This window comes from Polycladidibacter stylochi, assembly GCF_001562055.1.
Taxonomy (GTDB): Bacteria; Pseudomonadota; Alphaproteobacteria; order Rhizobiales; family Stappiaceae; genus Pseudovibrio; species Pseudovibrio stylochi.
Genome location: NZ_LLWE01000005.1, coordinates 214,222 through 240,416, shown reverse-complemented (window position 1 = coordinate 240,416; position 26,195 = coordinate 214,222). Strand labels below are relative to the sequence as shown.

Annotated in this window: 20 protein-coding genes; 13 read left to right on the top strand and 7 right to left on the bottom strand. The window is 46.1% G+C overall.

All coding sequences use genetic code 11. The features are described 5' to 3' along the window. Positions 1–124: 124 nt before the first annotated feature. The 5 genes from ileS to AYK67_RS01080 all read left to right on the top strand — a co-directional run bounded on the left by ileS (position 125) and on the right by AYK67_RS01080 (position 7,560). Positions 125–3,049, top strand: a complete 2,925-nt coding sequence (ileS, locus tag AYK67_RS01100) for an isoleucine--tRNA ligase (protein ID WP_068081312.1) — start codon at positions 125–127, stop codon at positions 3,047–3,049. Between the two features lie 15 nt (positions 3,050–3,064). Continuing rightward, on the top strand, positions 3,065–3,568 hold the full coding sequence (gene lspA, locus AYK67_RS01095) for a signal peptidase II (protein ID WP_244266856.1): 504 nt from the start codon (positions 3,065–3,067) through the stop codon (positions 3,566–3,568). Positions 3,569–3,845: 277 nt separating this feature from the next. Then, the gene (locus tag AYK67_RS01090) at positions 3,846–4,580 is read left to right on the top strand and encodes a hypothetical protein (protein WP_156453007.1); all 735 of its coding nucleotides are present in this window, start codon (positions 3,846–3,848) and stop codon (positions 4,578–4,580) included. 230 nt (positions 4,581–4,810) lie between these two features. After that, complete coding sequence (locus tag AYK67_RS01085) at positions 4,811–6,211, top strand: M16 family metallopeptidase (protein ID WP_068081039.1); 1,401 nt, start codon at positions 4,811–4,813, stop codon at positions 6,209–6,211. Next, on the top strand, positions 6,211–7,560 hold the full coding sequence (locus AYK67_RS01080; protein WP_068081035.1) for a M16 family metallopeptidase: 1,350 nt from the start codon (positions 6,211–6,213) through the stop codon (positions 7,558–7,560). Before AYK67_RS01085 ends, AYK67_RS01080 begins: the two co-directional genes overlap by 1 nt. A 51-nt stretch (positions 7,561–7,611) precedes the next feature. Here the strand turns inward: AYK67_RS01080 and AYK67_RS01075 are convergent, their stop codons facing one another. After that, on the bottom strand, positions 7,612–9,048 hold the full coding sequence (locus AYK67_RS01075) for an EAL domain-containing protein (protein ID WP_068081033.1): 1,437 nt from the start codon (positions 9,046–9,048) through the stop codon (positions 7,612–7,614). 530 nt (positions 9,049–9,578) lie between these two features. Here AYK67_RS01075 and AYK67_RS01070 point away from each other — a divergent pair. The 5 genes from AYK67_RS01070 (at position 9,579) to AYK67_RS01050 (ending at position 15,245) form a co-directional block, all read left to right on the top strand. Next, complete coding sequence (locus tag AYK67_RS01070; protein WP_068081031.1) at positions 9,579–11,102, top strand: sigma-54-dependent transcriptional regulator; 1,524 nt, start codon at positions 9,579–9,581, stop codon at positions 11,100–11,102. A 174-nt stretch (positions 11,103–11,276) separates the two neighbouring features. After that, positions 11,277–11,828 (top strand): hypothetical protein, encoded by a 552-nt coding sequence (locus AYK67_RS01065; protein ID WP_068081029.1) that lies wholly within the window; start codon positions 11,277–11,279, stop codon positions 11,826–11,828. Positions 11,829–12,344: 516 nt separating this feature from the next. Continuing rightward, positions 12,345–12,632 (top strand): co-chaperone GroES, encoded by a 288-nt coding sequence (gene groES / locus AYK67_RS01060; protein WP_068081026.1) that lies wholly within the window; start codon positions 12,345–12,347, stop codon positions 12,630–12,632. A 54-nt stretch (positions 12,633–12,686) separates the two neighbouring features. Then, positions 12,687–14,336, top strand: a complete 1,650-nt coding sequence (gene groL / locus AYK67_RS01055) for a chaperonin GroEL (protein ID WP_068081024.1) — start codon at positions 12,687–12,689, stop codon at positions 14,334–14,336. Between the two features lie 228 nt (positions 14,337–14,564). Continuing rightward, a complete protein-coding gene (locus AYK67_RS01050; RefSeq protein WP_068081022.1) occupies positions 14,565–15,245 on the top strand; it encodes an NAD-dependent epimerase/dehydratase family protein in 681 nt (226 codons plus the stop codon). Between the two features lie 5 nt (positions 15,246–15,250). On the opposite strand, the gene AYK67_RS01045 is transcribed toward AYK67_RS01050, so the two are convergent. The 5 genes from AYK67_RS01045 to AYK67_RS01030 all read right to left on the bottom strand — a co-directional run bounded on the left by AYK67_RS01045 (position 15,251) and on the right by AYK67_RS01030 (position 20,499). After that, entirely contained in the window at positions 15,251–16,021 is a 771-nt protein-coding gene (locus tag AYK67_RS01045; RefSeq protein WP_068081021.1) for an FkbM family methyltransferase, read from the bottom strand. 222 nt (positions 16,022–16,243) lie between these two features. Then, a complete protein-coding gene (locus AYK67_RS17025) occupies positions 16,244–16,396 on the bottom strand; it encodes a hypothetical protein (protein WP_156453005.1) in 153 nt (50 codons plus the stop codon). A gap of 105 nt (positions 16,397–16,501) precedes the next feature. Further along, complete coding sequence (locus AYK67_RS01040) at positions 16,502–17,704, bottom strand: porin (protein WP_068081018.1); 1,203 nt, start codon at positions 17,702–17,704, stop codon at positions 16,502–16,504. A 610-nt stretch (positions 17,705–18,314) separates the two neighbouring features. Continuing rightward, entirely contained in the window at positions 18,315–19,283 is a 969-nt protein-coding gene (locus tag AYK67_RS01035) for a DMT family transporter (RefSeq protein WP_068081015.1), read from the bottom strand. A 205-nt stretch (positions 19,284–19,488) separates the two neighbouring features. After that, positions 19,489–20,499 carry a bifunctional riboflavin kinase/FAD synthetase gene (locus tag AYK67_RS01030; RefSeq protein WP_068081012.1) on the bottom strand — a complete coding sequence of 337 codons (1,011 nt, stop codon included), beginning with the start codon at positions 20,497–20,499 and terminating at the stop codon, positions 19,489–19,491. 1,099 nt (positions 20,500–21,598) lie between these two features. Between AYK67_RS01030 and AYK67_RS01020 the strand changes: the two genes are divergently transcribed. The 3 genes from AYK67_RS01020 (at position 21,599) to AYK67_RS01010 (ending at position 25,209) form a co-directional block, all read left to right on the top strand. Continuing rightward, positions 21,599–21,982, top strand: a complete 384-nt coding sequence (locus tag AYK67_RS01020) for a response regulator (protein WP_068081306.1) — start codon at positions 21,599–21,601, stop codon at positions 21,980–21,982. Positions 21,983–22,303: 321 nt separating this feature from the next. Next, a complete protein-coding gene (locus AYK67_RS01015) occupies positions 22,304–22,987 on the top strand; it encodes a protein phosphatase CheZ (RefSeq protein WP_068081007.1) in 684 nt (227 codons plus the stop codon). A 521-nt stretch (positions 22,988–23,508) separates the two neighbouring features. Beyond that, positions 23,509–25,209, top strand: coding sequence for a methyl-accepting chemotaxis protein (locus AYK67_RS01010; RefSeq protein ID WP_068081003.1), 1,701 nt, complete (start codon positions 23,509–23,511; stop codon positions 25,207–25,209). Between the two features lie 79 nt (positions 25,210–25,288). On the opposite strand, the gene AYK67_RS01005 is transcribed toward AYK67_RS01010, so the two are convergent. Beyond that, entirely contained in the window at positions 25,289–26,170 is an 882-nt protein-coding gene (locus AYK67_RS01005) for a TIGR01459 family HAD-type hydrolase (protein ID WP_068081000.1), read from the bottom strand. Positions 26,171–26,195: the final 25 nt, after the last annotated feature.

Below are 26,195 nucleotides of genomic sequence, written 5' to 3'. Positions count from 1 at the left end.
GACCGGGAATAACCAGCAAATAATGGCTGGCCTGCATACTTGTGTAATGATGACAAGCCTGCAGCCTGCGACAAAGAACATACTCGGCCATGCGGATTAAATGGCCAGACCTACGGATACTATCATGACTGAGACTGCGGGACGCGACTATTCCCAAACCCTGAACCTGCCTAAAACCGACTTTCCGATGCGTGCCGGTTTGCCCAAAAATGAACCGAAAATCTTGAAAAAATGGCAAGACGCCGATCTATATCGCGTAATGCGTCAAGAGGCGAACGGTAAGCCGAAATTTATCCTGCATGACGGCCCTCCCTATGCAAACGGCAACATCCATATCGGCCATGCACTCAACAAGGTGCTGAAAGATATCGTCACCCGTTCAATGCAGATGCAGGGCTTTGATTCCAACTATGTGCCGGGCTGGGACTGTCATGGTCTGCCGATCGAATGGAAAATCGAAGAGCAGTACCGCAAAAAAGGCAAAAACAAAGACGCAGTGCCGATCAACGAATTCCGTCAGGAATGCCGTGATTTTGCTGGCAAGTGGATTGACGTGCAGCGCGAAGAATTCAAGCGTCTTGGCATCGAGGGCGATTGGGATAACCCATACCTGACCATGAACTTTGACAGCGAGGCGTATATCGCCAAAGAGCTGATGAAGTTCTCCATGTCGGGCCAGCTTTATCGCGGCTCCAAGCCGGTGATGTGGTCGATTGTTGAGAAAACCGCGCTGGCTGAAGCCGAGGTGGAGTATCAAGACCACACCTCGCACACGATCTGGGTGCGCTTTAAGGTAACTTCCGGCTCTGATGCGGTTAAAGGCAAGTATGTGGTGATCTGGACCACGACCCCGTGGACAATTCCTGCCAACCGCGCCATCTCATTCTCCAACTCGATCAACTACGGGCTTTATAAGGTAACCGAGGCCGCAGACGACAACTGGGCCAAGGTAGGCGACGAGCTGATTCTTGCCGACAAACTGGCCGAAGATGTGTTTAAGGCCGCGCGTGTTGATACCTATGAACGCGTGGGGGATATCAACCCTGCCGATATCGAATATTGTGCGCACCCGTTTAACGGCGTTGAAGGCACTGATGGCTACTTCGATTTCCACGTGCCGCTGCTTGCCGGTGAGCATGTAACCGATGATGCCGGTACTGGTTTTGTGCATACCGCGCCGGGCCATGGTGCCGATGACTTTCAGGTGTTCCTTGACAACCGCGATGTGTTTGCCAAGGCAGGTACCGAGCAAGTGCCGCTCACCGTTCAGGAAGATGGCTCTTACTACCCGCACGTCCCACTGTTCCAAGGCCATTATATCTTGAACCGCAAAGGTGGTGAAGGCAGCACCAACACCGCGGTGATTGAAAAACTGGCGGAAGTGGGCGGCCTGATCGCACGTGGTAAAGTCAAACACTCCTATCCGCATTCCTGGCGCTCGAAAGCCCCGCTGATCTTCCGTAATACGCCGCAATGGTTTGTTTATATGGACAAGGAATTGGCAAACGAAGGGGATACCCTGCGCAAGCGGGCGCTGGATGCTATTGCGCAAACCCGCTTTGTACCAGCCACAGGCCAAAACCGCATCAACGCCATGATCGAGAGCCGCCCGGATTGGGTGCTGTCCCGTCAGCGTGCATGGGGTGTGCCAATCACTGTATTCGTGAACAAGGCGAATGGCGAAGTCTTAAAAGACGAAGCCGTCAATGCCCGTATCTTCGAAGCCTTTAGTGCAGAAGGTGCTGACGCTTGGTTCGCCGAAGGAGCCGCGCAACGCTTCTTGGGCGCTGACTACGCCGCTGACGATTATGAAATGGTTCGCGACATCTTGGATGTGTGGTTTGATTCCGGTTCAACCCACGCATTTTGTATGGAACAACGCGAAGACCTCAACCCGAGCCGTAAGGGCCTCGGTGGTGACGACTATGTGTTGTATCTGGAAGGCACCGATCAGCACCGCGGCTGGTTCCATTCCTCTTTGCTGGAAAGCTGCGGCACCCGTGGCCACGCCCCTTATGATGCGGTTTTGACCCACGGTTTCACCATGGACGAGCAGGGCCGCAAGATGTCCAAATCCTTGGGCAATACAGTGGCTCCTCAAGATGTCATCAAGCAATATGGTGCCGATATCCTGCGCCTTTGGGTTGGCTCTGTCGATTATGCCGAAGATCAGCGCATCGGTAACGAAATCATCAAAACAAATGTGGACGCTTACCGTAAACTGCGCAACACCCTGCGCTTCATGCTCGGCTCCCTTGGTCATTACAAGGGTGAGGAAGTTGCACTGAAAGATATGCCAGAGCTGGAGCAGTTGATGCTGCACCGCTTGGCCGAACTGGATGTGTTGGTACGTGAAGCCTATGGCGAGTTTAACTTCAAGAAAGTGTTTGCCGCGCTGTTCAACTTTATGACTGTTGAACTCTCCGCATTCTACTTCGATGTGCGTAAGGATTCGCTCTATTGTGACGCACCATCATCCGTAAAGCGCAAAGCTTGCCTGTTTGTTATCGAGCAACTCTATCGCAATCTTTCTCTTTGGATGGCACCAATCCTGCCATTTACCATGGAAGAGACTTGGGGTTATCGCTACGGTGAGGCAGCCGCTTCTATCCACTTGCAGCAATTTGCCATGATCCCAACCGAGTGGCGCAACGATGAGCTGGCCGCCAAATGGGATAAGGTAAAGACAGTTCGCCGTGTTATCACCGGTGCGCTGGAAATAGAGCGTCGCGAAAAACGCATTGGTTCGTCACTGGAAGCACATCCGCAAGTCTTTGTCAGCGATGCTGAATTGATGGCGGCGCTTGAAGGTTTAGATATGGCTGAAATTGCCATTACTTCACAATTGGATTTGAGTTCACAAGTCGCACCAGCTGAAGCTTTCTTACTGGAAGATGTTGCGGGTGTTGGTGTTGTACCAGCTCTTGCTGAAGGTAATAAGTGCGCACGCTCTTGGAAAATATTGCCAGAAGTTGGAAAAGATGCCGATTATCCAGAGGTCACATTGCGCGATGCTGCAGCGCTACGTGAGCTGGATGCGGTTGCATAATAAAGGAAAAACAAAGTGCTGAAGCTGAAAAAGCTTTGGGGTGCACACAGCCCGGTAGTTGCCAAACTGGCGATTATCGGGTTGATTATTGATCAGGCAATAAAAATCTGGTTGGTGCATGCCTACAATATGGCTGAGAATGCTCCTATCTCTCTCGCGCCGTTTTTAGACATTGTGTTGGTATGGAACAAAGGTGTTTCCTACGGATTGTTCCAACAAGATTCAGCCTTTGGCCAATGGGCTTTGGTTGGCTTCACGATACTGGCTTCCATTGCCATATGGGTTTGGTCCGCCAAAAGCGATAATAGGTTTGAGGCATGGTGCCTAGGCATTATCTTGGGCGGTGCTTTGGGAAATGGTGTAGATCGTGCCGTGTACGGTCAGGTTGTCGATTACATTCATTTTCACGTTGGTAATTTTTCTTGGTATGTCTTTAATGCGGCTGATGTGTGGATTGTTCTTGGTGCGGCAGGACTTATCTTTGAAAGCTTAATTATTGGCAAAACGAAAAAAACATAAAATAAAATTGCCTTAAAATGGTCTAGCTCGCACGATAAAGCGCTTAAAACTTTGCTATTGCTTGACCTTGCTCATTATGAATGCTTAAGGTAAGCTTTGCGCAAGGTAAATAAATGGTTTTATTGGTCTATAACGCCATATAGCTAGGAAGGTATCTATGGCCTCTCATTAAGTTGGGAACCGGCAAAGTGTCAGGGTCATAGGTATGATCTGCCAAGGGCAAATTACAGATCTGAAGTAAAGATGAAGTTGAGGCATCGGCGCAGGGATGATGTTTTTGAAAACAAAGATTGTAAATAGCAAAATTATTTCCGCAGTTATTGTGGCTCTGTCGCTTTCAGCCTGTGCCAGTGCGGTTGATAGCTTCGATGACGGGACACAAAGCACGGCGAAAGGCGAAACTACCGGCGCTCTCATGAGCTTTCTTGTCGGTAAAAGTGGTTCGCAAGATAAGATAGATTATAAAAAACGTGCGCCATTGGTCATGCCACCCGATCTATCCAAGCTACCTGAACCCGATCAAAGAGCATTGGTGGAATTGGCGACAAACTGGCCAGTGGACCAAAGGGCCAAAAAGCTTAAAGAAATTCAGGACTTCTACAAAACAGAAGACGGTAAACCGCTCTCGCCAGAGCAGGCAAAAGGCCACCCAGCTTTACGCGCTATGAAGGCCAGGCAACAAAAACGCGATAGGGACTTCGCAGCCGAAAGGCGTCAAGCACAGATCGCTGATGGTGAACAACTCTCACCAAGTGAAATGCGTGCACTCCAAGAAAAATATCGTGCAGCAAAAGCCCAAATTGCAAAAGATCAGGGCGATGAATGTGCTGTAGATAAAGAAAAATGTTTGCCACAGCGCCGCTATTTAACAGAGCCACCATTAAGCTACAGCGCACCAGAGCCGGGATATCCTGTGGGTGAAAGTGAAGCCGATAAAAAGGCAGAAGCTGAAAAAAAGCGTGAAGAGCAAAAAATTGACCAAGGCAAGCGCATTGATATGAGCAAGTATTAAGGCGACATAACAGGCCGCAAAATCGGCTAGTCAATATTCGTATTCTTTTAAGGCGCGGTTTCCGCGCCTTTTCTTTGCCATGAACTGCGAATATGCAGTTATAGGTTTAATACAATATCGTGTATTTACCTAGGATATAGAAGCAGTATGGTATTGGCCGCAATGGCTTAATCCAAGGCTAGGCATCTATTTAAGGGAGCATCTTTGTGAATACCCTGACAAGATTATGCATGAGCTCAGCGTTTATTATGGGTCTCAGTGTTGCAACAGTGAATGTCCAGGCAGCAACAAATAACCAGTTTGTCTCAATAGAAAAGCTTGCAAAAACGCGTTTGGGCGGAGATCAGGTAAAATCGGGCCACCTTGCCAATGGTATGCAAGTTGTTGTGATTCCCGATCATCGAGCGCCGGTAGTAACACACATGGTTTGGTATCATGTGGGGGCCGCAGATGAAGCTGCTGGCAAATCTGGTATTGCGCACTTTTTAGAGCACCTGATGTTCAAAGGCACTAAAAATGCACCAGAAGGAGAATTTTCGCAAAAGGTCGCGGATATCGGCGGTCAGGAAAATGCTTTTACTTCGCAAGATTATACAGCCTATTACCAGCAAGTGGCAAGCCAGTACCTACCAATGGTGATGAAGTACGAAGCGGACCGCATGGCCAATCTAGTGCTGACAAAAAAACAGGTGGACCCGGAGCGCGAAGTTGTGTTGGAAGAGCGCGCATTGCGAACCGACAAAAACCCCGCCGCTCGCCTCTCGGAGAGTTTTGACCAGATGCTCTATGTTAACCACCCGTATGGCACTCCGGTTATTGGCTGGGAAAATGAAATCAAGCAATTGTCTCTTAATGATGCAATAAGTTTCTACAATAAGTATTATACCCCAAATAACGCTACACTGGTTGTTGCAGGCGATGTAACTTTCGACAAGGTTATGGAACTGGCCAATAAGACCTATGGAAAGTTGGAGCGACGCGCCGAGCCAGGTAAACGACAACGCCCACAAGTGCAATATTTGCCAGGCGTGCGCGAAGTTATTCTTCACGATAAACAAGTAGGGCAAACAAAGTATAAAGCTGGTTGGCTCGTCCCATCAATGAGTGAATTCGGTCTTCAAAAAGCCGCCGCAGCGGACTTGCTCTCTGATATTTTGGGTGGTGGCGCAACATCACGGCTCTATCAAGAGTTAGCCGTAAAACATCCTATTACAACATCAATTGGGAGTTATTACAGAGCAACAAACTTGGATGCCGGTGAATTCGTTATCTATGCCAGCTTGAAAGATGACACCCAAAAAGCGCAGGTTGAACAAGAAACCAATAGGATTTTAGCTGAGATTGCCAAAAACGGCGTGACAGAGGCAGAGCTGGAGAGAAATAAGCGTTTAAAGTTGGCTGCTACTATTTATGCGCAAGATAATCAAAGAAACTTGGCTCAGTTATTCGGTGCATCTCTCAGCACCGGCGCAACTGTTGAGCAAATACAAAGCTATCCGCAAAGGATTGCAACGGTAAGTACTAAGGACATACAGGACGTGGCAAAACAGTTGTTTGCAAAGCAACCGGTTATCAGCTTGCTGCAACCTGAAAAAGCCAATACTAATCAAGAGCAAGGGGCCGTAAAATAATGATAAGTCCAGCAAAACTCTCTCGCTCTTTCTTATCTCTGCTCCTATTAATATCTCTGCTGGTTGCTACTGTAATCAAGGCTCAAGCATTTGAGATACAAGAAGTAACCTCTAAAAAAGGTATCAAGGCCTGGCTGGTAGAAGATTACACCGTACCAATTATTGCAATGAATTTTGCATGGAAAGGTGGTGCTGCTCAAGACCCCGAGAATAAACAGGGCCTTGGCTACCTTTTAAGTACAATGCTTGATGAAGGTGCGGGGGAGTTAAAGTCGAAAGCCTTTCAAACCCGTGAAGAAGAGTTGACCATGTCCATGGGCTTCTCGGTCGGTAAAGATAGTTTTTCTGGCAGCCTGCGTACACTTGCAGCCAATAAAGAACAATCGTTTGCCATGCTATCCCTCGCATTAACACAGCCAAGATTTGATAGTGAAGCATTAGAGCGCATGCGGTCCACTCTTATCGCAAGCTACCGTCAGTCTGTTAAAAAGCCCGGTTATCAAGCTGCTTTGGCCATGAACAAAGCAGTATATGGCAAACACCCATATGCATTGCCCTTGCGGGGAACAGAAGAAACGCTCAAACGTATTGGTGCCGATGACCTTAAGGCTTATCTTAAAAATGTAATCGCCCGTGACAACATGTATATTGGGGTTGTTGGTGCAATAAGCCCGCAAGAGCTCTCGAAGCTCTTAGATAAAACATTTGCGGATTTACCAGCAAAAGCCAACCTGAAGACGATACCTGAAGTGAAAGCAAAAGCGGGGCAACACATATTCGTAAAAATGGATATTCCGCAAACAACCGTAATGATGTCGGTACCTTCGTATAAACGTCAAACTAAAGAGTATGTGCCTGCGGAAGTGATGAACCATATTTTAGGTGGGGGGACGTTCTCCTCTTGGTTGTTTGAGGAAGTACGCGAAAAGCGTGGGCTAACGTATTCCGTTGGGAGTTATCAACTCCCGCGTGATCATAGTGCAGTTTGGAATGCGTTTACTTCTACACGCACCGCACAAACAAAAACCGCAATAAAAGTAATGCTTGAGCAAATAAACCGCATGGCGAACCAAGGCCCGAGTACTGAAGAACTGCAAAAAGCCAAGGACTATATGATTGGCTCTTATCCGCTTTCTTTCGATAGCTCAGCAGCCATTGCAAGTCAGCTGCTTGGTATACAGATGGTTGGCTTTGACCGTAGCTATGTAACCACGCGCAATGATAACATTGCAAAGGTGAGTTTGGCGCAAGTAAATGCAGTTGCAAAGGATTTATTCGCCAACACAAAACCAACAATTGTCGCTGTTGGGGCGCAAAATCCGTTTAAGGAAGAAGCGCAAAAACAATAGGTTGCTATTTAGTTAGAAAATGTAGTTGGAAGGCCCGTAGCAATGCGGGCCTTATGCCGTTGTGCGAGCACGTGGACTTGGCGCTCCTTGCAATATTTCAGCTCTAACCGGACGGGGCGGTGAGAATAAGAAACCTTGCGCACAGCGAATATCCAGATCCAACAACTCTAAAACGGTGCTCTCTACTTCTACATGATCCGGAATCAGTTCGATACCATATCGCTTTAATAAGCTTCCAAAATCAGCAGGGTGAATATTGCCGTGTGTTAATGTTTCATCCTGTTGCAACAGGCGGGCAGCATTAAGCTTGGCAAACCGGAAACCTTTATCAGCCAACCCTTTAAAGTCCATTCGCAAATCCGTTATGTGATCTATTGAAAAGCGAAAACCAAATTCGGCCAAGGCAGCAAGGCTTTCGTGCTCCAGCAAGCCCATGGCAGCCACATTTGCCTGTGTGAATTCAAAGATCAAAAGGTCACTAAACGCTTCATTCGCCTTGATAAACTCCAGAAAACCGGGAAAGAAACTGTCATCAACAAGCGTACTGGGCGAAAGATTGCAAAAGAGGCCTGCTTCGCGATTGCGTGATGATAAGCGCTTCAATATTTGTAGTGAGCGGAACAACAAAACATTGTCGATTGCCGGCATCTGGCCTATACGTTCAGCTTCGCTTAAAAAGTCGATTGGCTCAAGTATACGCCCGTCCACAGTGCGCAACCGCGTTAGTGCTTCGTAATATCGTACACGACGTTGCGGCAAACTAACTATTGGTTGCAAGTAAAGGTCAATGCGGCTGGCATCAATGGCAGAGCGAATATCGCTTGCCATGTTAAACTCACTTTGATTGTTGTTGCTAAGTGCCATATCTTCAAGAGTCGCATCCGCATCCATTTCCAGCATGGCCGAATAGGCCGCGGACTGGCTTGCCGGTTGCTGTACTGGTTGTTGCGCAGAATCTACGCTACTCCTGCTCTGTAAATGGCTTGGCTCGACACCTTGTGAACTGGCTGAATGAGATAAGCCAAGTTGTTGTTGGGGTTGAGCGGGGAGGGCCATTTGCCGCCGACGTGTTTCCTCAAGGCTCAGCCCTTGGTCTTCAATCTGCTCTTCCATATCCGCCATGGCTTCCGCCATTTGCTTTACAAGCGAGCCAATAACCTCGACCTCTGCATACAAGGGGTCAACCTCTTTTTGCAATTGTCGTGGAGCCTCAAGTTCCACCGAATTCACCCGGCCTTCAAGATTCAGAACATCGTCATCGATTTCACCGACACGGCTCTCGATTCGATTGAGATTGCGGGCAACTTCCTGGGCATCATGGCTTCGGGTGAGCATCAGTTGAATGATGAGCATCGTACAGAAAATAGCCATAGCCATAGCAATGGCCTCGAATGCAGGGCGGCCGAGCTGCGTCGATAAAATGATTCCAATACTAGTGGAGATTATCACCATACTAAGGACGATTATGGTAGTTGCAGCGCGCTTCATTCCGAACGTGGTACTCTCTGAACATTGATAGTTTTCAGTAATGCGTAGAAGGCATTAATTCTATGATTCTCATTCTTTCAAAACAGAATTAAATTGCAATACTGTACATGCATCATTAGTGCCCTGTGAAACCTAAGGCAATTGATTATTAGGAATTATGGGATTTCTTGGCGGTTTGCCCAAAGGAAACCACAGAAAACAGCAATTGTTCCAAACTGACACTTTCCTGTATTCATGCATTCACTTTTAATAGGACTAGGTGAAAATTAATAATCTATATAAATCGCACCTACGCGATTGCAGATTGCACTTTTATAAAAGGGCCACCATCAGACACTAAGCCCCTCAGTTTGCGAGAATATTTACACTGTAATTAACAACATTAATTCCTGAGAGGTGTCGTGAACACATTCTAATAAGAACTTGTTAACCCTGTTTGCAACAAAATGTTCGTACCAACGCAAGCCCATCTGATTCAACTGTGTAGAGCTTGTGCTGCTTTGAAACGAATAAAAAGAGGCCCCCGAACTATGGGAAAACAGCGCACTGCCCCTCTCGCTATAACAATTAATATTCTGGAGCAGGATGTAACAGCGAGTCGAGAAATGCTGGATTTAGTTGCGCAAACTCTGCCCGACTATGCTGTTTCAGCTAAAGTGTTTGCGAAGGCCTCGGTGCTTATGGATAAATTGCGTTGTTCAAACGCACAGCTAATGATTATTGATTTAGACAGCTTGCAAAACTTGGATCAGATGTCTGCATTCGCTTCTCTTAGTCCCAAATCATTAGTTATTGCAGTTAGCCGCCAAGGCTCAATGTCGCGCATGATGGAGGCGATGCAGGCAGGAGCCCATGAGTTTTTTTCAAAACCACTTAATCTTGAAGTTTTGGAAAAAAAGCTGCTGCCATTAGTGCAGCGCTATTTCCCGCAAAACGTAGAGCTTGCAGGTTATTCAGGCAAAGGACTGGGCGCATCTATAGTTGCTGAACAAACGAAAACCACTGTCACCTATGAGAATTATCTAGGTAAATCAACGATTATGCAAACTGTTGATGCTCAGCTCTATAGCTATGCAACTGCCAAAAAGACTGTATTTTTTAGTGGTGAAAAGGCAGTGGGAAAAGAGCTATGCGCTACAACATTGCACAAGAGGTCTAGAGAATCGGACCGACCGTTGATCGTTATTGACTGTGCCGGACTTGCAAAAGAGCGCATCGAGCAAGAGCTTAACTACCACTTAAGTGTGCCGCGACCCGATTTGGTGGCTGAGGAGCCAAATACAAAACCCCATGTTACAACAGGCACGCTGTTACTCTTAGAGGTTGCAACCCTCGATTCGCATCTCCAATCCGTTCTCTTAAAATGTCTTCAAGCGCCGAGAATGCGCAATGAAAGAACCGCACCACGTATTATCAGCACAACTTCTAAAAACATACGCAACCTATTGGAAGCCGGCGACTTTAATCGCGAATTATATGCGTTATTGAGCGCTCATAAGCTACAAATACCGGCTTTGAAAGAGCGCCAAGAGGATATTGAAGCAATCGCCACAGCGCTGTTGAACTCTGCTGCTGTTGCGCATAATAAAGGACCGATGCATTTTAGTCGACAGGCTATAGGCTTGATGGAAAGCCATCCATGGCATGGCAATTTAGGTGAGTTAGAAACGGTTATTGATAATATAATGGCAACAAATCATGGTGAGCGTGTCGAAAAGGCAACGTTAAGCGGTGTGTTGTCAAAGTCTTCTAAGATGTTGGAGGCGCCGGTAAATCCAACCTCTGTAAACTATCACCTTACTGACGTCACGACTAAAACGACGCAGGCTATCTCTCCCATCGCTGTTAATGGAACCAAGTTTAAAGATCCAATCTTTATTACAGGCAGCAAGCGCCAAGCGATTGAGCCCTTATGGTTTCAAGAAAAACGTATCATTGAAGAAACACTGGCAACATTTGATGGCAACATTGCCATGGCTGCAGCGGCTCTGGAAATCAGCCCGTCTACGATTTATCGAAAAAAGCAGTCTTGGGCAGAAAAAATGTTGAGCTAAGGGCATCTAAACTATCGAACTTTTTTAAATAGATTTTACCGTGCCGCGCGTTTGTCTGTTGCTGATTGTTTTGAACGCAGTATATTAGGAAAATTAAGGGCCGAAATATTGAGTGGGGACAACATTTCTTGGGGGCCCAAAGGAAGCCCGGGAATTATGAGGGTTTGTAGGTAAATGGCAAATGTTCCAATGCATAGTCGCGCAGTTGCAGCAACCATGCTGTTATTATTTAGTAATGCCGCAGCGTATGCAGTCGAAAATAATAAAGCATCATCATTAATAGCAGTAGAGCAAGCTCTATCAAACTATGAGCAAGCGTGGGCTGCATCGAATATTTCACTTGAGAAGGCCTTGTTCGTTAAGAGACCTGCCAACGCCTATGGTAATTATGAAGTTGTAGACACGGCAAAATTTGCACAAGGACAGCCGCTTCATGTTTATTTAGAGCCAGTTGCTTACAAATTTAAGAAACAAGCGGACTGGTACAGCTTTGACTTGACGGTAGATTTTGCTATTCGCAACCAATCGGGGCAAATTTTGGCAGAAAAACAAGGCTTTGCACATCTAAACTCTCGCTCGAAAAACAAAATCAAGGAATATCAAAGTTCTTTGACCTTTGCATTTCAAGGCTTGCCAGAAGGCAAATACAATTTGCTGATTACAGTGCATGACGATAATGCGGACCAAAACGCAACTGTTGACTTGCCGTTCGAAATGCTGCCCTAAAGCACGCTGCTCCGAATTATTGATCTATCAAAATCACTATTGTAAAGCGCCTATGAAAAGCATAGGTGCTCAAGCTATTCCCTTCGTAAAACTGGTACTAAAGTATACCATTAGTTTTGAGCTGATTTTTTGAAAGCTGTAGTCATCGCTAAATCGTTCTCGTAGGCCACTGAAAAACACAGCTAAACGCTCAAATCGACGACTTTATTAGCGCGTTGAAAAACTCGGATAAACTATTTCTCCATGTAATAAAGAAGAGGTTTTTAGTGGCGAATGGATTGCACCAAGGTGAAATTGTAAAAAACGGATTTTTTTCGAAATCTCCTTCTTGACAGTTCCAGTGCCCCTTACTACATCTTTTTGCGTTGTTAGCACTCTGCCTTTGGGAGTGCTAAAGCTGTACGCCTTCGGGCAAGATTGCCTTGAGGGGTGCAGCCTCTCAATAGTTTATAACCTTGAGCGTTTGTGGTGTTGCCTAAGTTGGGACACCGCCGCATGAGAGAAAGAGCCAAACTTATGAAGTTTCGTCCGCTACACGACCGCGTTGTCGTACGCCGCATCGAGTCTGAAGAAAAAACAGCCGGTGGCATCATCATTCCAGACACAGCAAAAGAAAAACCACAGGAAGGCGAAATCGTTGCAGTAGGCGGCGGTGCACGCAAAGACAGTGGCGAGCTGATTGCACTGGACGTTAAAGCTGGTGATCGCGTACTGTTCGGCAAATGGTCTGGCACCGAAGTTAAGATCGACGGCGAAGAGCTGCTGATCATGAAGGAATCCGACATCATGGGTGTGCTGGGTTAATCCCGCCAACTCCTTCCTAACTCTTTGATCCTAATAAATAAGTGAGACAAACCCATGGCTGCTAAAGAAGTCAAGTTCGGCTCTGATGCCCGCGAAAAAATGCTTAAAGGCGTTGATATTCTTGCAAACGCTGTAAAAGTAACACTCGGCCCTAAAGGCCGTAACGTTGTGCTCGACAAATCCTTCGGCGCACCACGCATCACCAAAGACGGTGTATCTGTTGCCAAGGAAATCGAACTGGACGACAAGTTCGAAAACATGGGCGCACAGATGGTGCGTGAAGTAGCGTCTAAAACCAACGACATCGCTGGTGACGGTACAACCACTGCAACAGTTTTGGCGCAAGCCATTGTTAAAGAAGGCGCAAAGTTCGTTGCTGCCGGCATGAACCCAATGGACCTGAAGCGCGGCGTTGACATGGCAACTGCTGCTGCTATCGCTGATCTGACAGCACGTTCCAAGTCCATTTCATCTTCTGAAGAAGTTGCACAGGTTGGCACAATCTCTGCAAACGGTGACGAGCAGGTTGGTAAAGACATTGCCGAAGCAATGCAGCGCGTTGGTAACGAAGGCGTTATCACTGTTGAAGAAGCTAAGTCTTTGGAAACAGAGCTGGAAGTTGTTGAAGGTATGCAGTTCGACCGCGGTTACCTGTCGCCATACTTCTGCACCAACACAGAAAAAATGGTTGCTGACCTTGAAAAGCCACTCATTCTCCTGCACGAGAAGAAGCTTTCCAACCTGCAGCCAATGCTGCCTATCCTTGAAAGCGCTGTTCAATCTTCCCGTCCACTGCTGATCATTGCAGAAGACGTTGAAGGTGAAGCACTGGCAACTCTGGTTGTAAACAAGCTGCGTGGTGGCCTGAAAATCGCTGCTGTTAAAGCACCTGGCTTCGGCGACCGTCGTAAGGCAATGCTGGAAGACATCGCGATCCTCACAGGTGGTACCGTGATCTCTGAAGACCTCGGCATCAAGCTGGAAAACGTCACCATCGACATGCTGGGTACTGCGGAAAAAGTTAACATTTCCAAAGAGAACACCACCATTGTTGACGGTGCTGGCGATAAAGCCGACATCGAAGCACGTGTTGCTCAGATCAAAGCCCAGATCGAAGAAACCACTTCTGACTACGACCGTGAAAAACTTCAAGAGCGTCTGGCTAAACTGGCTGGCGGTGTTGCTGTTATCCGCGTTGGTGGTGCAACCGAAATCGAAGTGAAAGAGCGTAAAGACCGCATCGACGATGCCCTGAACGCAACCCGCGCTGCAGTTGAAGAAGGTATCGTACCAGGTGGTGGTACTGCACTGCTGCGTGCCAAAGCTGCTGTTGCTGCTCTGTCTTCCGACAACGCTGACATCGAAGCTGGTATCAAAATCGTTCTGCGCGCTCTGGAAGCTCCAATCCGTCAGATCGTTGAAAACGCTGGTGTTGAAGGTTCTATCGTTGTTTCTAAAGTTCTGGAAAACAACGACGGCAACTTCGGCTTTAACGCTCAGCGCGAAGAATACGTCAACATGGTTGAAGCCGGTATCATCGACCCAACCAAAGTTGTTCGTACTGCGCTGCAAGATGCTGCATCCGTTTCCGGCCTGTTGATCACAACCGAAGCAATGGTTGCTGAATTGCCGAAGAAAGACGCAGGCCCAGCAATGCCTCCAATGGACGGCGGCATGGGCGGCATGGGTGGCATGGGCTTCTAAGCCACGCCTCTCAAAAGCTTTAAAACAAAAGGGCGCCTCTTGCAGGTGCCCTTTTTTATGTGCCTGACGTTTAACTATCTATGATTAACAGGAAAAGCGCTAACCCACATTTTATCCGTATAAAACCAGCGGATGCCACGGACTTGCCCCCTTTATACGCTAGATAGCAGCCGCAAACCTATGTGAACCTTTGGGTTGAATGAGGGATAAGGCAGTTGCGGGGGTGCAATGACTGTTAAAACAGCTTTGGTTTTGGGGGCAAGCGGGCTTATTGGCACGGCGCTACTACAAGAGCTATTAGTCTGTAATCGCTATGAAACGGTAATTGCTTTGGTAAGGCAAAAACTACCGCTAATAAACGATAGGCTGTTGCAATTTCAGGTGGATTTCAACCATATCCCCGCACTAGAACCGCTCATGCGCGCCGAGCATGTGTACTGCGCATTGGGGACAACCCGCAAAACCGCCGGTTCGAACGAAAACTTCTATACTATTGATTTTACATTAATTTTTGAATTGGCACAGCTGGCCCGAAAGCAAGGGGTACAGCATTTTCTGCTTGTATCATCCATCGGGGCCAACCCTGATTCAAAAAATATCTATCTGAAAACAAAGGGTGAATTGGAGCAGGAAATACTAAAGCTCGGCTTTCCGGCTCTCAGCATTTTCCGTCCATCACTACTTTTAGGGCCGCGTAAAGAATTCAGAAGCGTAGAAAGCCTAGCAAAAACAATAGGATATATTGTTAGCCCCTTGCTCGTCGGGCCGCTAAAACCCTACCGCCCCATTAAAGCGCAACAAGTGGCCACTGCAATGTTGCAAAGTGCGAAAAAGCATAGAAAAGGCAATAGGTTGTACATGAATGAAGAAATTCGCCAGCTAAGCCAGACACAAAAAGGATCACCATAAACAATTCACGTCCTAAGTGCCCTGTATAAATGATTCTCGCCGTCATACTCTTTGAGTTTTTCATAGCCAAGTTCTTGTAAAAGCGCGTGAACCTGTGCTTTGTGCCCGGCAAACGATTCCACGAGTATCAAAGGGCGAAACCGCGATATCACCGCTTGCGCGCCCTTTAAAACCTCAATTTCAAAGCCTTCAACATCTATCTTGAGAAAATCCAGCCGCGACTCAGGAAAATAAGCATCCAGGGCAACGGCATTAAAAGCTCCGCTCGAACTTTCTATAAACGCCGTTCCTCCTGTGTTTTCAGCGCTATAGCGTAGGATATCCAGTTTACTGGCACTGGCTGCAAGCGCCTTTTGCTGGCAAGAAACCAGCGCATCCAATTCATTGGCCTTAATATTGCGCAGGAGCTTTTTAAAGGTTTGCGGCAAGGGCTCAAAGGCATAAATATGCTTTACATCCATATACTTAGCAAAGAATATGCTGTGGTTACCAATATTGGCACCGCCATCAACAACAACGGCACCCTCCGGTATGAAACCTTTTAAATCCTCAAGTATGCCGATTTCATAGTAGCGGTGCTTACTGGCAATATGGCGTTCGATACAATCTTCCAACGGGTTTTCAAGGTAAAACCGGCTGCCATCATCCAAAACCAGCGGCTTGCCCTGAAGCGTGAAAATGGCCGCACGAAGACGATTGCACTCCTGATTAAGCTCTTGATAAGATTTGGTTTTCTTGAAAATACTGTTAAAGGGTTTCACCCAGAAAGCTGCCATAACACCCCCATGCGAAAAAAGACGCAAAACATACGAGGAAGTGCTCAAAAAGCACTCAAATAGGGTGCAAAGCCTATCAGTTATACTGCAATTGGTGATCACCTAAATATAAGGTTGTGAAGCGGCGTTGGCCAACAAGCTTTATGCGCGAATATCTGCGAAAAAAATGCAGGGGCTGAAGCCGCTGGGACAAAACACTATTTACATGCAAATGGCACATAATTAACGGCGTATCCGGTCGCCCACGCCACGACCAAGCAGCGTTGCCAGAAAAATCTTGATATCGAGAATAATGCACTGCTCGATCAAATAGCGTTCGTCCTCTTGCGCCAAACGCTCCGGTAATTGCAATGCGCATGTGTAATTAACTTCCATCAGGTTGCCTGTGCTTAACCCGATGTTGGCGCAAGTGCAAGTAGCAAACAAAACGGCCCGCAGTGCGGGCCGTTAAGCTGTGGTAAATGCCGTTTCTAAGCGAACTTAGAATGTGTATTGAACACGGGCACCAACTTTAAAGTTGTCGTCATCGCTGGAAACTTTCACTTTCTTATTACCGCCTTCATCCTCGACAGTCTTAGTGGCCGTCATTTCAGTGCGATCCCAACCTGCATCAACAGCCAATACGAGGCCATCAACTGGTGCATATGCAATAGAACCGTCAAGACCAAATGCATCTACATCTACATCTACATCTTTAATGGATAATGCATCATTTTCGCCAACTTTGTAATCAAAGTCAGCAGTGCCTTCAAAGCTCATGTAAGAACCGTCAACGGCTAGGGTAATTTCGTCAGTCGCAGCAAATTTAATACCACCACCTACAGAGTAAACAGTAGATTCAATATTATTGAAGTCAACAGTGATGTCTTCACCCTCAATGACGCCTAGAACGTAATCATTCTTGAAGCCAACGCCTGCATATTTATGCGCATCTTTGGCATATTGACCACCAAAGCCAATGGTGATTGGGTCCAGCTTGAATTCGGCATTACCGTTAACAGCGTAACCAGTTTCGTCGTAAGCATTCTGATGCGCAGCACCAGAAACTTTAACTTTACCCCAGCCTTGCTTCAACTCCAACGCACCGTTGAAATCGACTTTGCCATCAGCACCATCGTGGCTGTTGGAATCGATCAAGGCAGCAGTTGCTGTCAGGCCGTTACCCAAAGGAGCTGCCAAACGAACTTGCAAGGAGCCATCGTCAGCCCAGTGACGCTTGGCAACGCCCATTTCGGCATAACCGGTGAAACCAGCAAAAACATCGCCCATTTTACCGAAGGAAAGGTCGGCAGAACCAAGACTGAACTGGATGTAGGTATCACCAGCTTCAACTTTTTCGCCGCCTTCACTGTCAAACTTTGCAGTGAATTCAGTGTAGGTTTTGATAAGGCCGATTTCGGTGTCGGTCATGCTGGTGAAATACAAATACCCTTTTGTGTAGTATTCGTAATCGGAAACGTCATCACTGCTGTCCTGAAGGTCTTCGGACTCTACATTAACGCGAATACGACCACCAAGCTTAATGCAGGTGTCTTTACCTGGCAATTTGAAGAAACCAGCGCCGAAAGCATCACATGCTTGTACGTAATCAATTGGCTCAGCAGCAGTTGGAAGGTCTGCAGCTTGTGCAGATGTAGCAGCGGCTGCAGCAGCAGCGGCCATAGCAATAAGTTTAGCGTTCATAAATCCTGACCTTTATTCAGTCTCTAAATTGGCGCTTGCCCCAGGTTGGAGGTGAGGCGGCCTTGAAGAAATCTTTTAAAAAGACAAATACGAAAACAAATAGTTCCGCCGTCTTTCGAGAGCTGAAACTAGCAGAGTTCGCGCTATTGGCAATTTAACATGGGAAATACTATCTAATATGAAATAGTCATATATATTCGTGTGATTTTACGGCAACATACTGATTTATCAATCAACGTTTTACATAGTGTTTAGTTTGCGGAATACATAAAAACTATATCTATTAAAATTAATGGATATTTTTTACATAGAGTAAATAGGCAATACACCTGTAACGTGCAAATTGGAGTTTCTCCAAGCACCAACAATGTGGATAGATTAGCGGGTGTACAAGCGCTTTAAAAATGTGAATCTATGTAAATGAGGGGATTCAACATGATGTTGGTACAGGCTGGATAATGATTTGCGGTAGGGCGCAAAGCACATATTAAGCACTTTTAAAAGCCGGTGTATTTAAGGCCGCAAAAACTAGGGCACCTATTAGTTAAGGTGCCCTGAGCTGATTTTTTCAAAATATACATTCTATTTCGTATTAAGAAATAGAACAATTCTATGCAATGCCCTGCGAGCCCTCGGCAGCAGCTGCTTGCTTTTCCAGCTGCTTGGCATGCTTATGCTCGCGGTGGGTAATATAAATGCCCCCTGCTGCCAAAAAGGCCATGCCAACCCAAACACTGGCCGCAGGCACCTCGCCAAACACGAAATAGCCAAATAATGTCGCGCTGATGATTTCGATGTAGTTTATAGGGGCGAGCAGGGAAGCAGGGGCCCGGTTAAACGCCAGCACCACCAATAAGTGACCAAGACCGGAAATCGCACCCATGACAACAAGCAGCAGGGTTTGCCAAGCTGTGGGCCACACCGGTTGCCCCAAGCCAATATCTTGAAAGCAAGAGACCTGCAACAGGCTACCCAATATCAAAGTGCCTGCAAGGCCGGTTGAAAATTGTATGCCCAGCAAAGAGGCGCTGCCTGCAAGCCGCCGTGTGACCAAAAGATAACAGGCAAAACTAGTCGCCGCTGCCAAAGGCAATAATGAATAGGGGCTAAACACACTGGTGCCCGGTTGGATAACAATCAACACCCCGAGCAATCCCAATGACACCGCCAACCAGCGGCGAATGCCCACCACCTCTTTCAACACAATAGCCGAAAGCACGGTTAAAATCATCGGCTGCACAAAAAACGTCGCAATGGCATCGGCCAGTGGTAAGTACTTAACCGCCGTAAAAAACAATAGTGATGAAACGGCTAAAAACACGCCGCGCAGCAATTGCGATCTGGTGACTTCGCGAAATATTTGTGTCAGGCCCGGCCCGGTAAACAGCCCGAGAAACAGCGCAATCAGCGACTGGAAGAAAAACCGGCCGAACGAGATTTGCACCACAGGCAAAGCGGCAGACAAAAACTTGGCCGTACCATCCATAACCGGCAGCAGCATCATGGCAAGCAGCATGAGGAGCATGCCTTTCACGGCGGTGTTTTGGGCTTGCGCCGCCCTGGTAATATTCTGGGTCATGGGCTGTAACAGTTTATTGGTGCATCACATGAAATGCGTGCGATTGTTTATTGGAAATGGGTTTTTGTTCAAATTCGCCATTACAGCAGTTTGGAGCCTTTGTCATGCCAGAACAAATGCATAGACGCGCAATCGGCGCAAAAGCTAATGTAAAAACCTGTGACTTAACGGGAAAGGGCCCCGAATTGCCAGCTTTGGGCAAAGATTACTCAAAATGCAACTGGGTGGCCAGGCTGTTATCCAATGGGCTTAAGGGGCGTAAAGAATCTAAAATCGCCCGCGCTTGTGCACTGTCTAAATCCATTTGCTGGATCAAGGCTTCCGGGCCATCAAACTTCATTTCACCGCGTAAGTAACCGGCAAAACTAACGCGCAAGTTTTTGTCGTAAAGGTCGCCGTCAAAGTCGAATAAATGGACTTCCAAAAGTGGCTGGCCATCTACAAATGTCGGCCGTCGGCCATAGCTGGCAACACCGTCGTGTATCAACCCATCAACCGCCACCCGGACAGCATAGATACCTTCTTTAAGGACTGAGTGGGGGTCGATTTGTAAATTGGCTGTAGGATACCCCAATAGGCGGCCGCGCTTGTCGCCATGTTGTACGCAAGCGTCGACATAGTAACGATAGCCAAGCAGGGCATTGGCCTCGATAACATTGCCACAACGTAAAGCCTCGCGAATGCGGCTGGACGAAATCACCGCCCCGCCTTCGTCGCGCTCCGCTGGCGCAATGACAACGCTAAATCCCTGCGCCGCGCCTGCGCCGCGCAAAAACTCTGGCGTACCGCGCCGCGCTTTGCCAAAGTGAAAGTCGTAACCCGTAACACTATGGGTAATGCCCAGTGCATCCACCAGTATTTGACGAACAAAATCCTCGGCACTTAAACTGGCAAGCTGCGCATTAAATGGGAGCTGTATTAAAGCATCCAACCCGAGCGCTTTCATAATCTCGCCCTTTTGTGCTGCCGGGCTTAACCGGCTTACCGGTTTGTCGGGCTGAAAGAAGCTGCGTGGATGCGGCTCGAAACTTAGCGCAAGGGCAGGCACCTTATATGTGCGGGCAAGCTGAAGCGTTTGTTGCAAAATAGCCTGATGGGCACGATGCACACCATCAAAATTTCCAATAGCCACAACACCGCCGCGCAATTGCGCTGGAAACTGCGCTAGTTCTTCAACTATGTGAAACCTCTGGGATACGGGGTGCCACTGTGTCATGGATAATGCCTTCTACGCCTTCTTTATGCGAGGCAGAAATTGCAGCCTTACGCAACTCACGTCAAGAGCCAAACATCACAGCCATGTGCATATGGGCAGCAAAGCGCAAGGCACCCACAACAAATGAAATGTCGACAGCAGGCAATGCAGCAAATATTACTCTAAGGCCGATTTTTTGCACTGATAAAACGCACACAAAACCTATTCGTCCATAATTTGCGTTGCTTGGCTGTAAGTGTTTGCCTCACCTAGGGGTAGTTTGTAAGCTAGCCGGCAGAACCAGAATTGTTAACAGCTTTGCACACCGAAAAACCGATAAATATTAGTGCGATTTTTTTTTTATTGATGTCAATTATTTGTTTGATTGTGGAACTGCGAGTGCAAAGACCATTATAATAAATATACCTTCAAACAGGTAATAAAGCCGATTTATTTTCGTTTATTAAAAGGGTTATGAAAAATTAGATTAAAATTAATAACATGCTTATAACATTATGAAATTCTATTTAGGAAGAGTTAAAAGCTTAAGAAAATTTGTGATAAACACAAGTTTCACACAAGGAGCCCTGCCTATCTTCCCCCCTACGAATTAGAATGTCACAGCGCGCTTTACCAAGTACGGCTATGGGATCAATCGTAAAAGACGGCAGCGAAACTTTTAGCTGTAGTGTCTCGATAAGTCTTGGGGTGTATAGACCTGACGCGATTCTACTACTAAAGGTGTTGCAACGAGATTGTGCAAGTACTGCGCATGAAGCTTCTAAGAGGGATAAAAACGAAAAGAATATACTCTGCAAATTGATACGCAAAAAGCGAAAGCTGTTTTATGTGTTAAATACACAATTAAAGCCTAGCAAATAATGCTGGTGAAAAACCAAGCAAAAGTTATTTTTTGTCATCTTTATGCTGGTAATTCTGGACTACCTAATGTTCTTTGAAGCTGAAAAATAATTATGGTTAAATTAGCTGGTACTTTGTTTACGAGTTAATTATGACAGGGTTAACGGTTGAACTTTGTGTTGCTGCCAGCGATGCAGAGCTTGGCCAAGGAAATGCAATTGGGTGGTGTATCTACCCGGGCAACAATATGGAGTTGTACATGGCCCTTGATCTTCAGATGCCTATCCTGGTTGTCGATGATTATAAGACCATGATTCGGATCATTCGCAATCTACTCAAGCAGCTTGGCTTTACCGATGTCGACGATGCTGCAGATGGCGCCGAAGCATATGAAAAAATGAAGCAGCGTCGCTATGGGCTTGTGATCTCTGACTGGAACATGGAACCGGTTACGGGCTACGAGCTTCTTAAGCAAGTTCGCCAAGACGCTGATTTGAACAAAACGCCGTTTATCATGGTCACGGCTGAGTCCAAAACTGAAAACGTAATTGCCGCGAAAAAGGCAGGCGTAAACAATTATATTGTGAAGCCGTTTAATGCCCAGACACTTAAAGGCAAAATCGAAGCCGTTTTCTCTGAATAAGTACCGTATTTATAAATGCTTGGAAAGGCAGCGCACGCTTGTGCGTTTGCCTGACGAAGCTTGATACTATGTGAATTTATGATGGTGTCCTGCAACGACTAAAAAGTGTTTGCACGCACTTGACTGGCCAATGCTTGAGCTATGGCCAACAATATAAACTTACCAAGAAAACCGGCTCTTCTGGTGCAATTGAAGCTAGAAGATACCGCATAACAATAAAGCCCAGCATTACAAAGCCTTATGTTATGTGTTTTGTAAAACACCAAAACAAAATGGCTATTAAAGGTTAAGTAAAGCTGGATAATATTTAAGAGACAAGACATGCCAAACGGACAAAAATTTGAAATCCAAAAGGTTATCGAGTTTCTTGAGGAAAATAGAGCCCGCACAACGGCTGTCTCGCTCACCGATGTCATGCGCTTGACAGAGATCATGGCTACAACTGTTTCCAGAATTCTGGAGCAGGTGCAGCCTGCTGTGACTGAGGAACTTGCTACAATTGAATCTGAAATTGCGCGCATGAAGGCTGAAATTGGCCAGTTGCGAGCGGCAGATATGAAGCATGACAGGATTCCCGAAGCGGGCCGAGAGCTTGATGCAATTGTGTCTTCAACAGAAGAAGCAACTCACTCGATTATGGAGGCGGCAGAGGCAATTATGGCCGCTGACCCCGATGATCATGATGCCTATGTGGCAACGGTAAATGACAAGATAATGGAAATATTCCAGTCCTGCGCCTTTCAGGACATTACGGGGCAGCGCATTTCTAAGGTAGTGAGTACGCTTAACTTTATTGATGAACGTGTAACCAATTTCATATCACAGTTACGCTTAAATCATCAGGAGACAGAAGATGCTCCGCTCAATGAAACCGAAGAAGAGCGCCGTAAGCGAGAGCTTATCTTGCATGGCCCACAACATGCCGGCGAAGGTGTGACGCAAGACGAAATCGATGCCATGCTGAAAGAGGCTGCGCAAGAAGAAATCGATAAACTTTTTGCTTGATTAAAATGGAGTGTTATAGAAGGCGCATCAGACGATGCGCTTTTATATTAAGTACTTTGCATGTGTAATGCTCGTTTGATTAAGAGAAATTTCTCTCATAATGCACTAGGTGAAATCATGTATTTTGCCATTATTCAGTTGAAACCTGTTAATTATTATTATTAATGAAAATACTTTACTTAGGAAAAGATTTTCAATTAATTAATAATTTTTAATATTTAATTTCTATTGCAAGAATATTTTTTATATAGATAAAACATTTAATTACTACTTGTAGATGAGTTGTTTATTTGAAAATAACGGTGCTTGTTTTACCAATTGATATTGGTAGAGAACCCTTATTGTATATAATTTTATTTTCCCATTTATTCGTATTTTCCTACTTCTGTAAAATATACTTTATTTTTTTGAGTTTGCTCATAAATACTTAAGGTCAAGTGATAATGCTAATTACTTTCAATTGGATTGCACATTTCATTATTCGCTAATAGATATTGACTAAACAGAGTAATGGAAAAACAATGTTTTACAATAATCTAAAACTCATACAAAAGATTATGATTCCAATAGTCTTTGGTGTTACTTTTATGCTTGGTCTATCTTTCTACTATTTTCATCTCTTGAAAGATACATTATGGGCCGAACGGCTTGTTGGCTTACAGCATATAACAGAGACAGCGAATTCTATATTAATAAAATACCATGAGCAACATGCAAGCGGTTTGCTGACTGCGGCAGAAGCTAAGCAAAGTGCAAAAGAAGCGATACGCAACTTAAACTATGATAATGGTAATGGCTATGTGTTTGCAACTGACTACAACGGGACCTCTATTATCTCGGCGAATAAAGAGCACGAAGGCAAGAACCTGCTAAGCTTAAAAGATGCCTATGATAATTACTTCATTAAAAAACATATTAGTGTTGCAAGAGCCGGTGGGGGGCGGGTTGAGTACCATTGGTACCGCCCGGGTGAGAATGAGCCACTAGAAAAAATAACATGGGTTCAGGGCTTTGAGCCTTGGGAGTGGGTAATTGGCACAGGCTCATATGTTGTAGATTTAGAGAATAAACTAGCCATTAATAAATTGTTATTTACAGCGTTGTTCAGTGTTGGTGTAATTGGCATTTCTCTACTAAGTCTCATTTTGGTTCGATCAACGACTACACCAATATTGAATATCTCTAAACAAATGAATTCGTTAGCTGATGGAAAGGGAGATATTGAAATTAATGACACTGAGCGCAGGGATGAGATAGGCGCAATGACAAATGCCATGAAGGTATTTGTAGAAAACGAGCGTAACCGACGCCAGCTACTTGAAGTGCAAGAGGGAGAGCGCGAGAAAACAGTAAAGCGCGGTTTATTCATCGAGAAAGTATGCGCTGGTTTTGATGCTGTTATCTCAGAGCAGATACAAACATTAGATAGCGCGACAATAAGCTTGGCATCTGCAGCAACAACACTACAAGCAACAGCAGTCGATAGCATGGCACAAAGCCAGCAAGCGGCCAGTGCTGCCAGTGAAGCTTCTTCAAATGTTGATACTGTTGCCTCCGCAGCAGAAGAACTGGCAGCTTCTGTGAGTGAGGTTGCAAATCAGGTGCAAATAGCTAGCGAGATGTCAGCCAAGGCGAACACACAAACCAAAACAACGAATGAACGTGTCGCTAAGCTTACCCAATCAGCCAATGAAATCTCTCAGGTTGTAACACTTATTCAAGATATTGCAGAACAAACAAACCTACTGGCGTTAAATGCAACTATTGAAGCAGCGCGTGCAGGAGAGGCGGGGAAGGGCTTTGCTGTTGTTGCCTCTGAGGTGAAAGAGCTAGCCCATCAAACTTCGAACGCAACCGCTGAAATTGAAAAGAAGATTGGCGATATACAACGGGAAACGGAAAGCTCAGCAACAGCGATTGTACAGATTTCCGAAAGTATTACGGAGCTTTCTGAGACATCTACTCATATTGCCAGTGTAGTCGAGCAACAACAAGTCGCCTCGCAAGAAATCGCAGCAAATATTGCCCAGACCTCAAAGATTACAGAGGAGCTGAGCGGTTCTGTTGAGATTCTAGCATCAACCAGTGCAAAAACGCGCCAGCAAGGTGATCACGTCGAGCAAGCGGTGAATGTACAAAAGCAATTGGCAGGTGTTATCACTGCCGAAGTGGAACAGTTTCTGCAGTCGGTGCATACGAATAGGAAAAGTGAATCTCAATAAACCCAAAGGTGTATCTAGGCAGGATATGAGCGCTAATCCTGCCTACGTAATGCCATTAGGAGAAGCTGTGAAATAGTGCCTAGATTAGGCGGGGGATAAGTGCGCGTGCTTTTAACCCTTCTTGGCGTAATTTATCTTGTACCAAGTGTAATTCGGGCGTGAATTCCTCTCCCGATCCTTCGTTACTACCAAAATCTTCAGCATGAATGCCATTGCAGACAAATAATGCATCAAGACCATAGGCTTGGGCGCCGGTAATATCCGTTGGTAGACCATCACCAATGGTCAAGACTTCTTTTTTACTAAAGGTTTTACCTGTTATTTCTTTGAGTTTTAGGAGGCACGCGTCATAAATTGGCGCATGTGGTTTCCCTGAAATAACCACACGTCCACCCATTTGTGCATAGAGCTGGGCAAGCGCACCGGCGCAGTAAACCAAGCGGTCACCGTGTTCGGCCACAATATCGGGGTTGGCGCAAACAAACGCTAAACCGCGTGCAATCAACTTTTCAAATAGGCCACGGTAATTTTCTGGAGTTTCAGTATCGCGCTCATTTAGACCGGTACAAACCACTATCTCCGCATCATCATAATGAGTAAATTGGTGCTCCAAACCGGAAAAAAGACTGTGGTTTTTTTCGAGTCCAATATGATAGATGCGCGTAAAGCCGCTGGTAATCAGATCTAATCGAACCACATCGCCAGATGTAACAACACCGTCGTAAGCCTCCTGCGGAATCCCCATGGATGTAATGTGCTCGATTATCTTTGTATTTACTCTAGGTGCATTGGTGATAAGCACGACAGGAGAGCCCGTTTCCTCTCGAAACTTGACGAGTGCTTGGGAAGCTTGCGGGTATGCTGTCAAACCATTATGAAGCACGCCCCAAACATCACACAGCAATGCGCTGTAGGGGGCTGCCACTTCTGACAGACTACGAGAAAAGGCAGTTGGTATCATGAACTGTAAAATCCATAATTGCTAA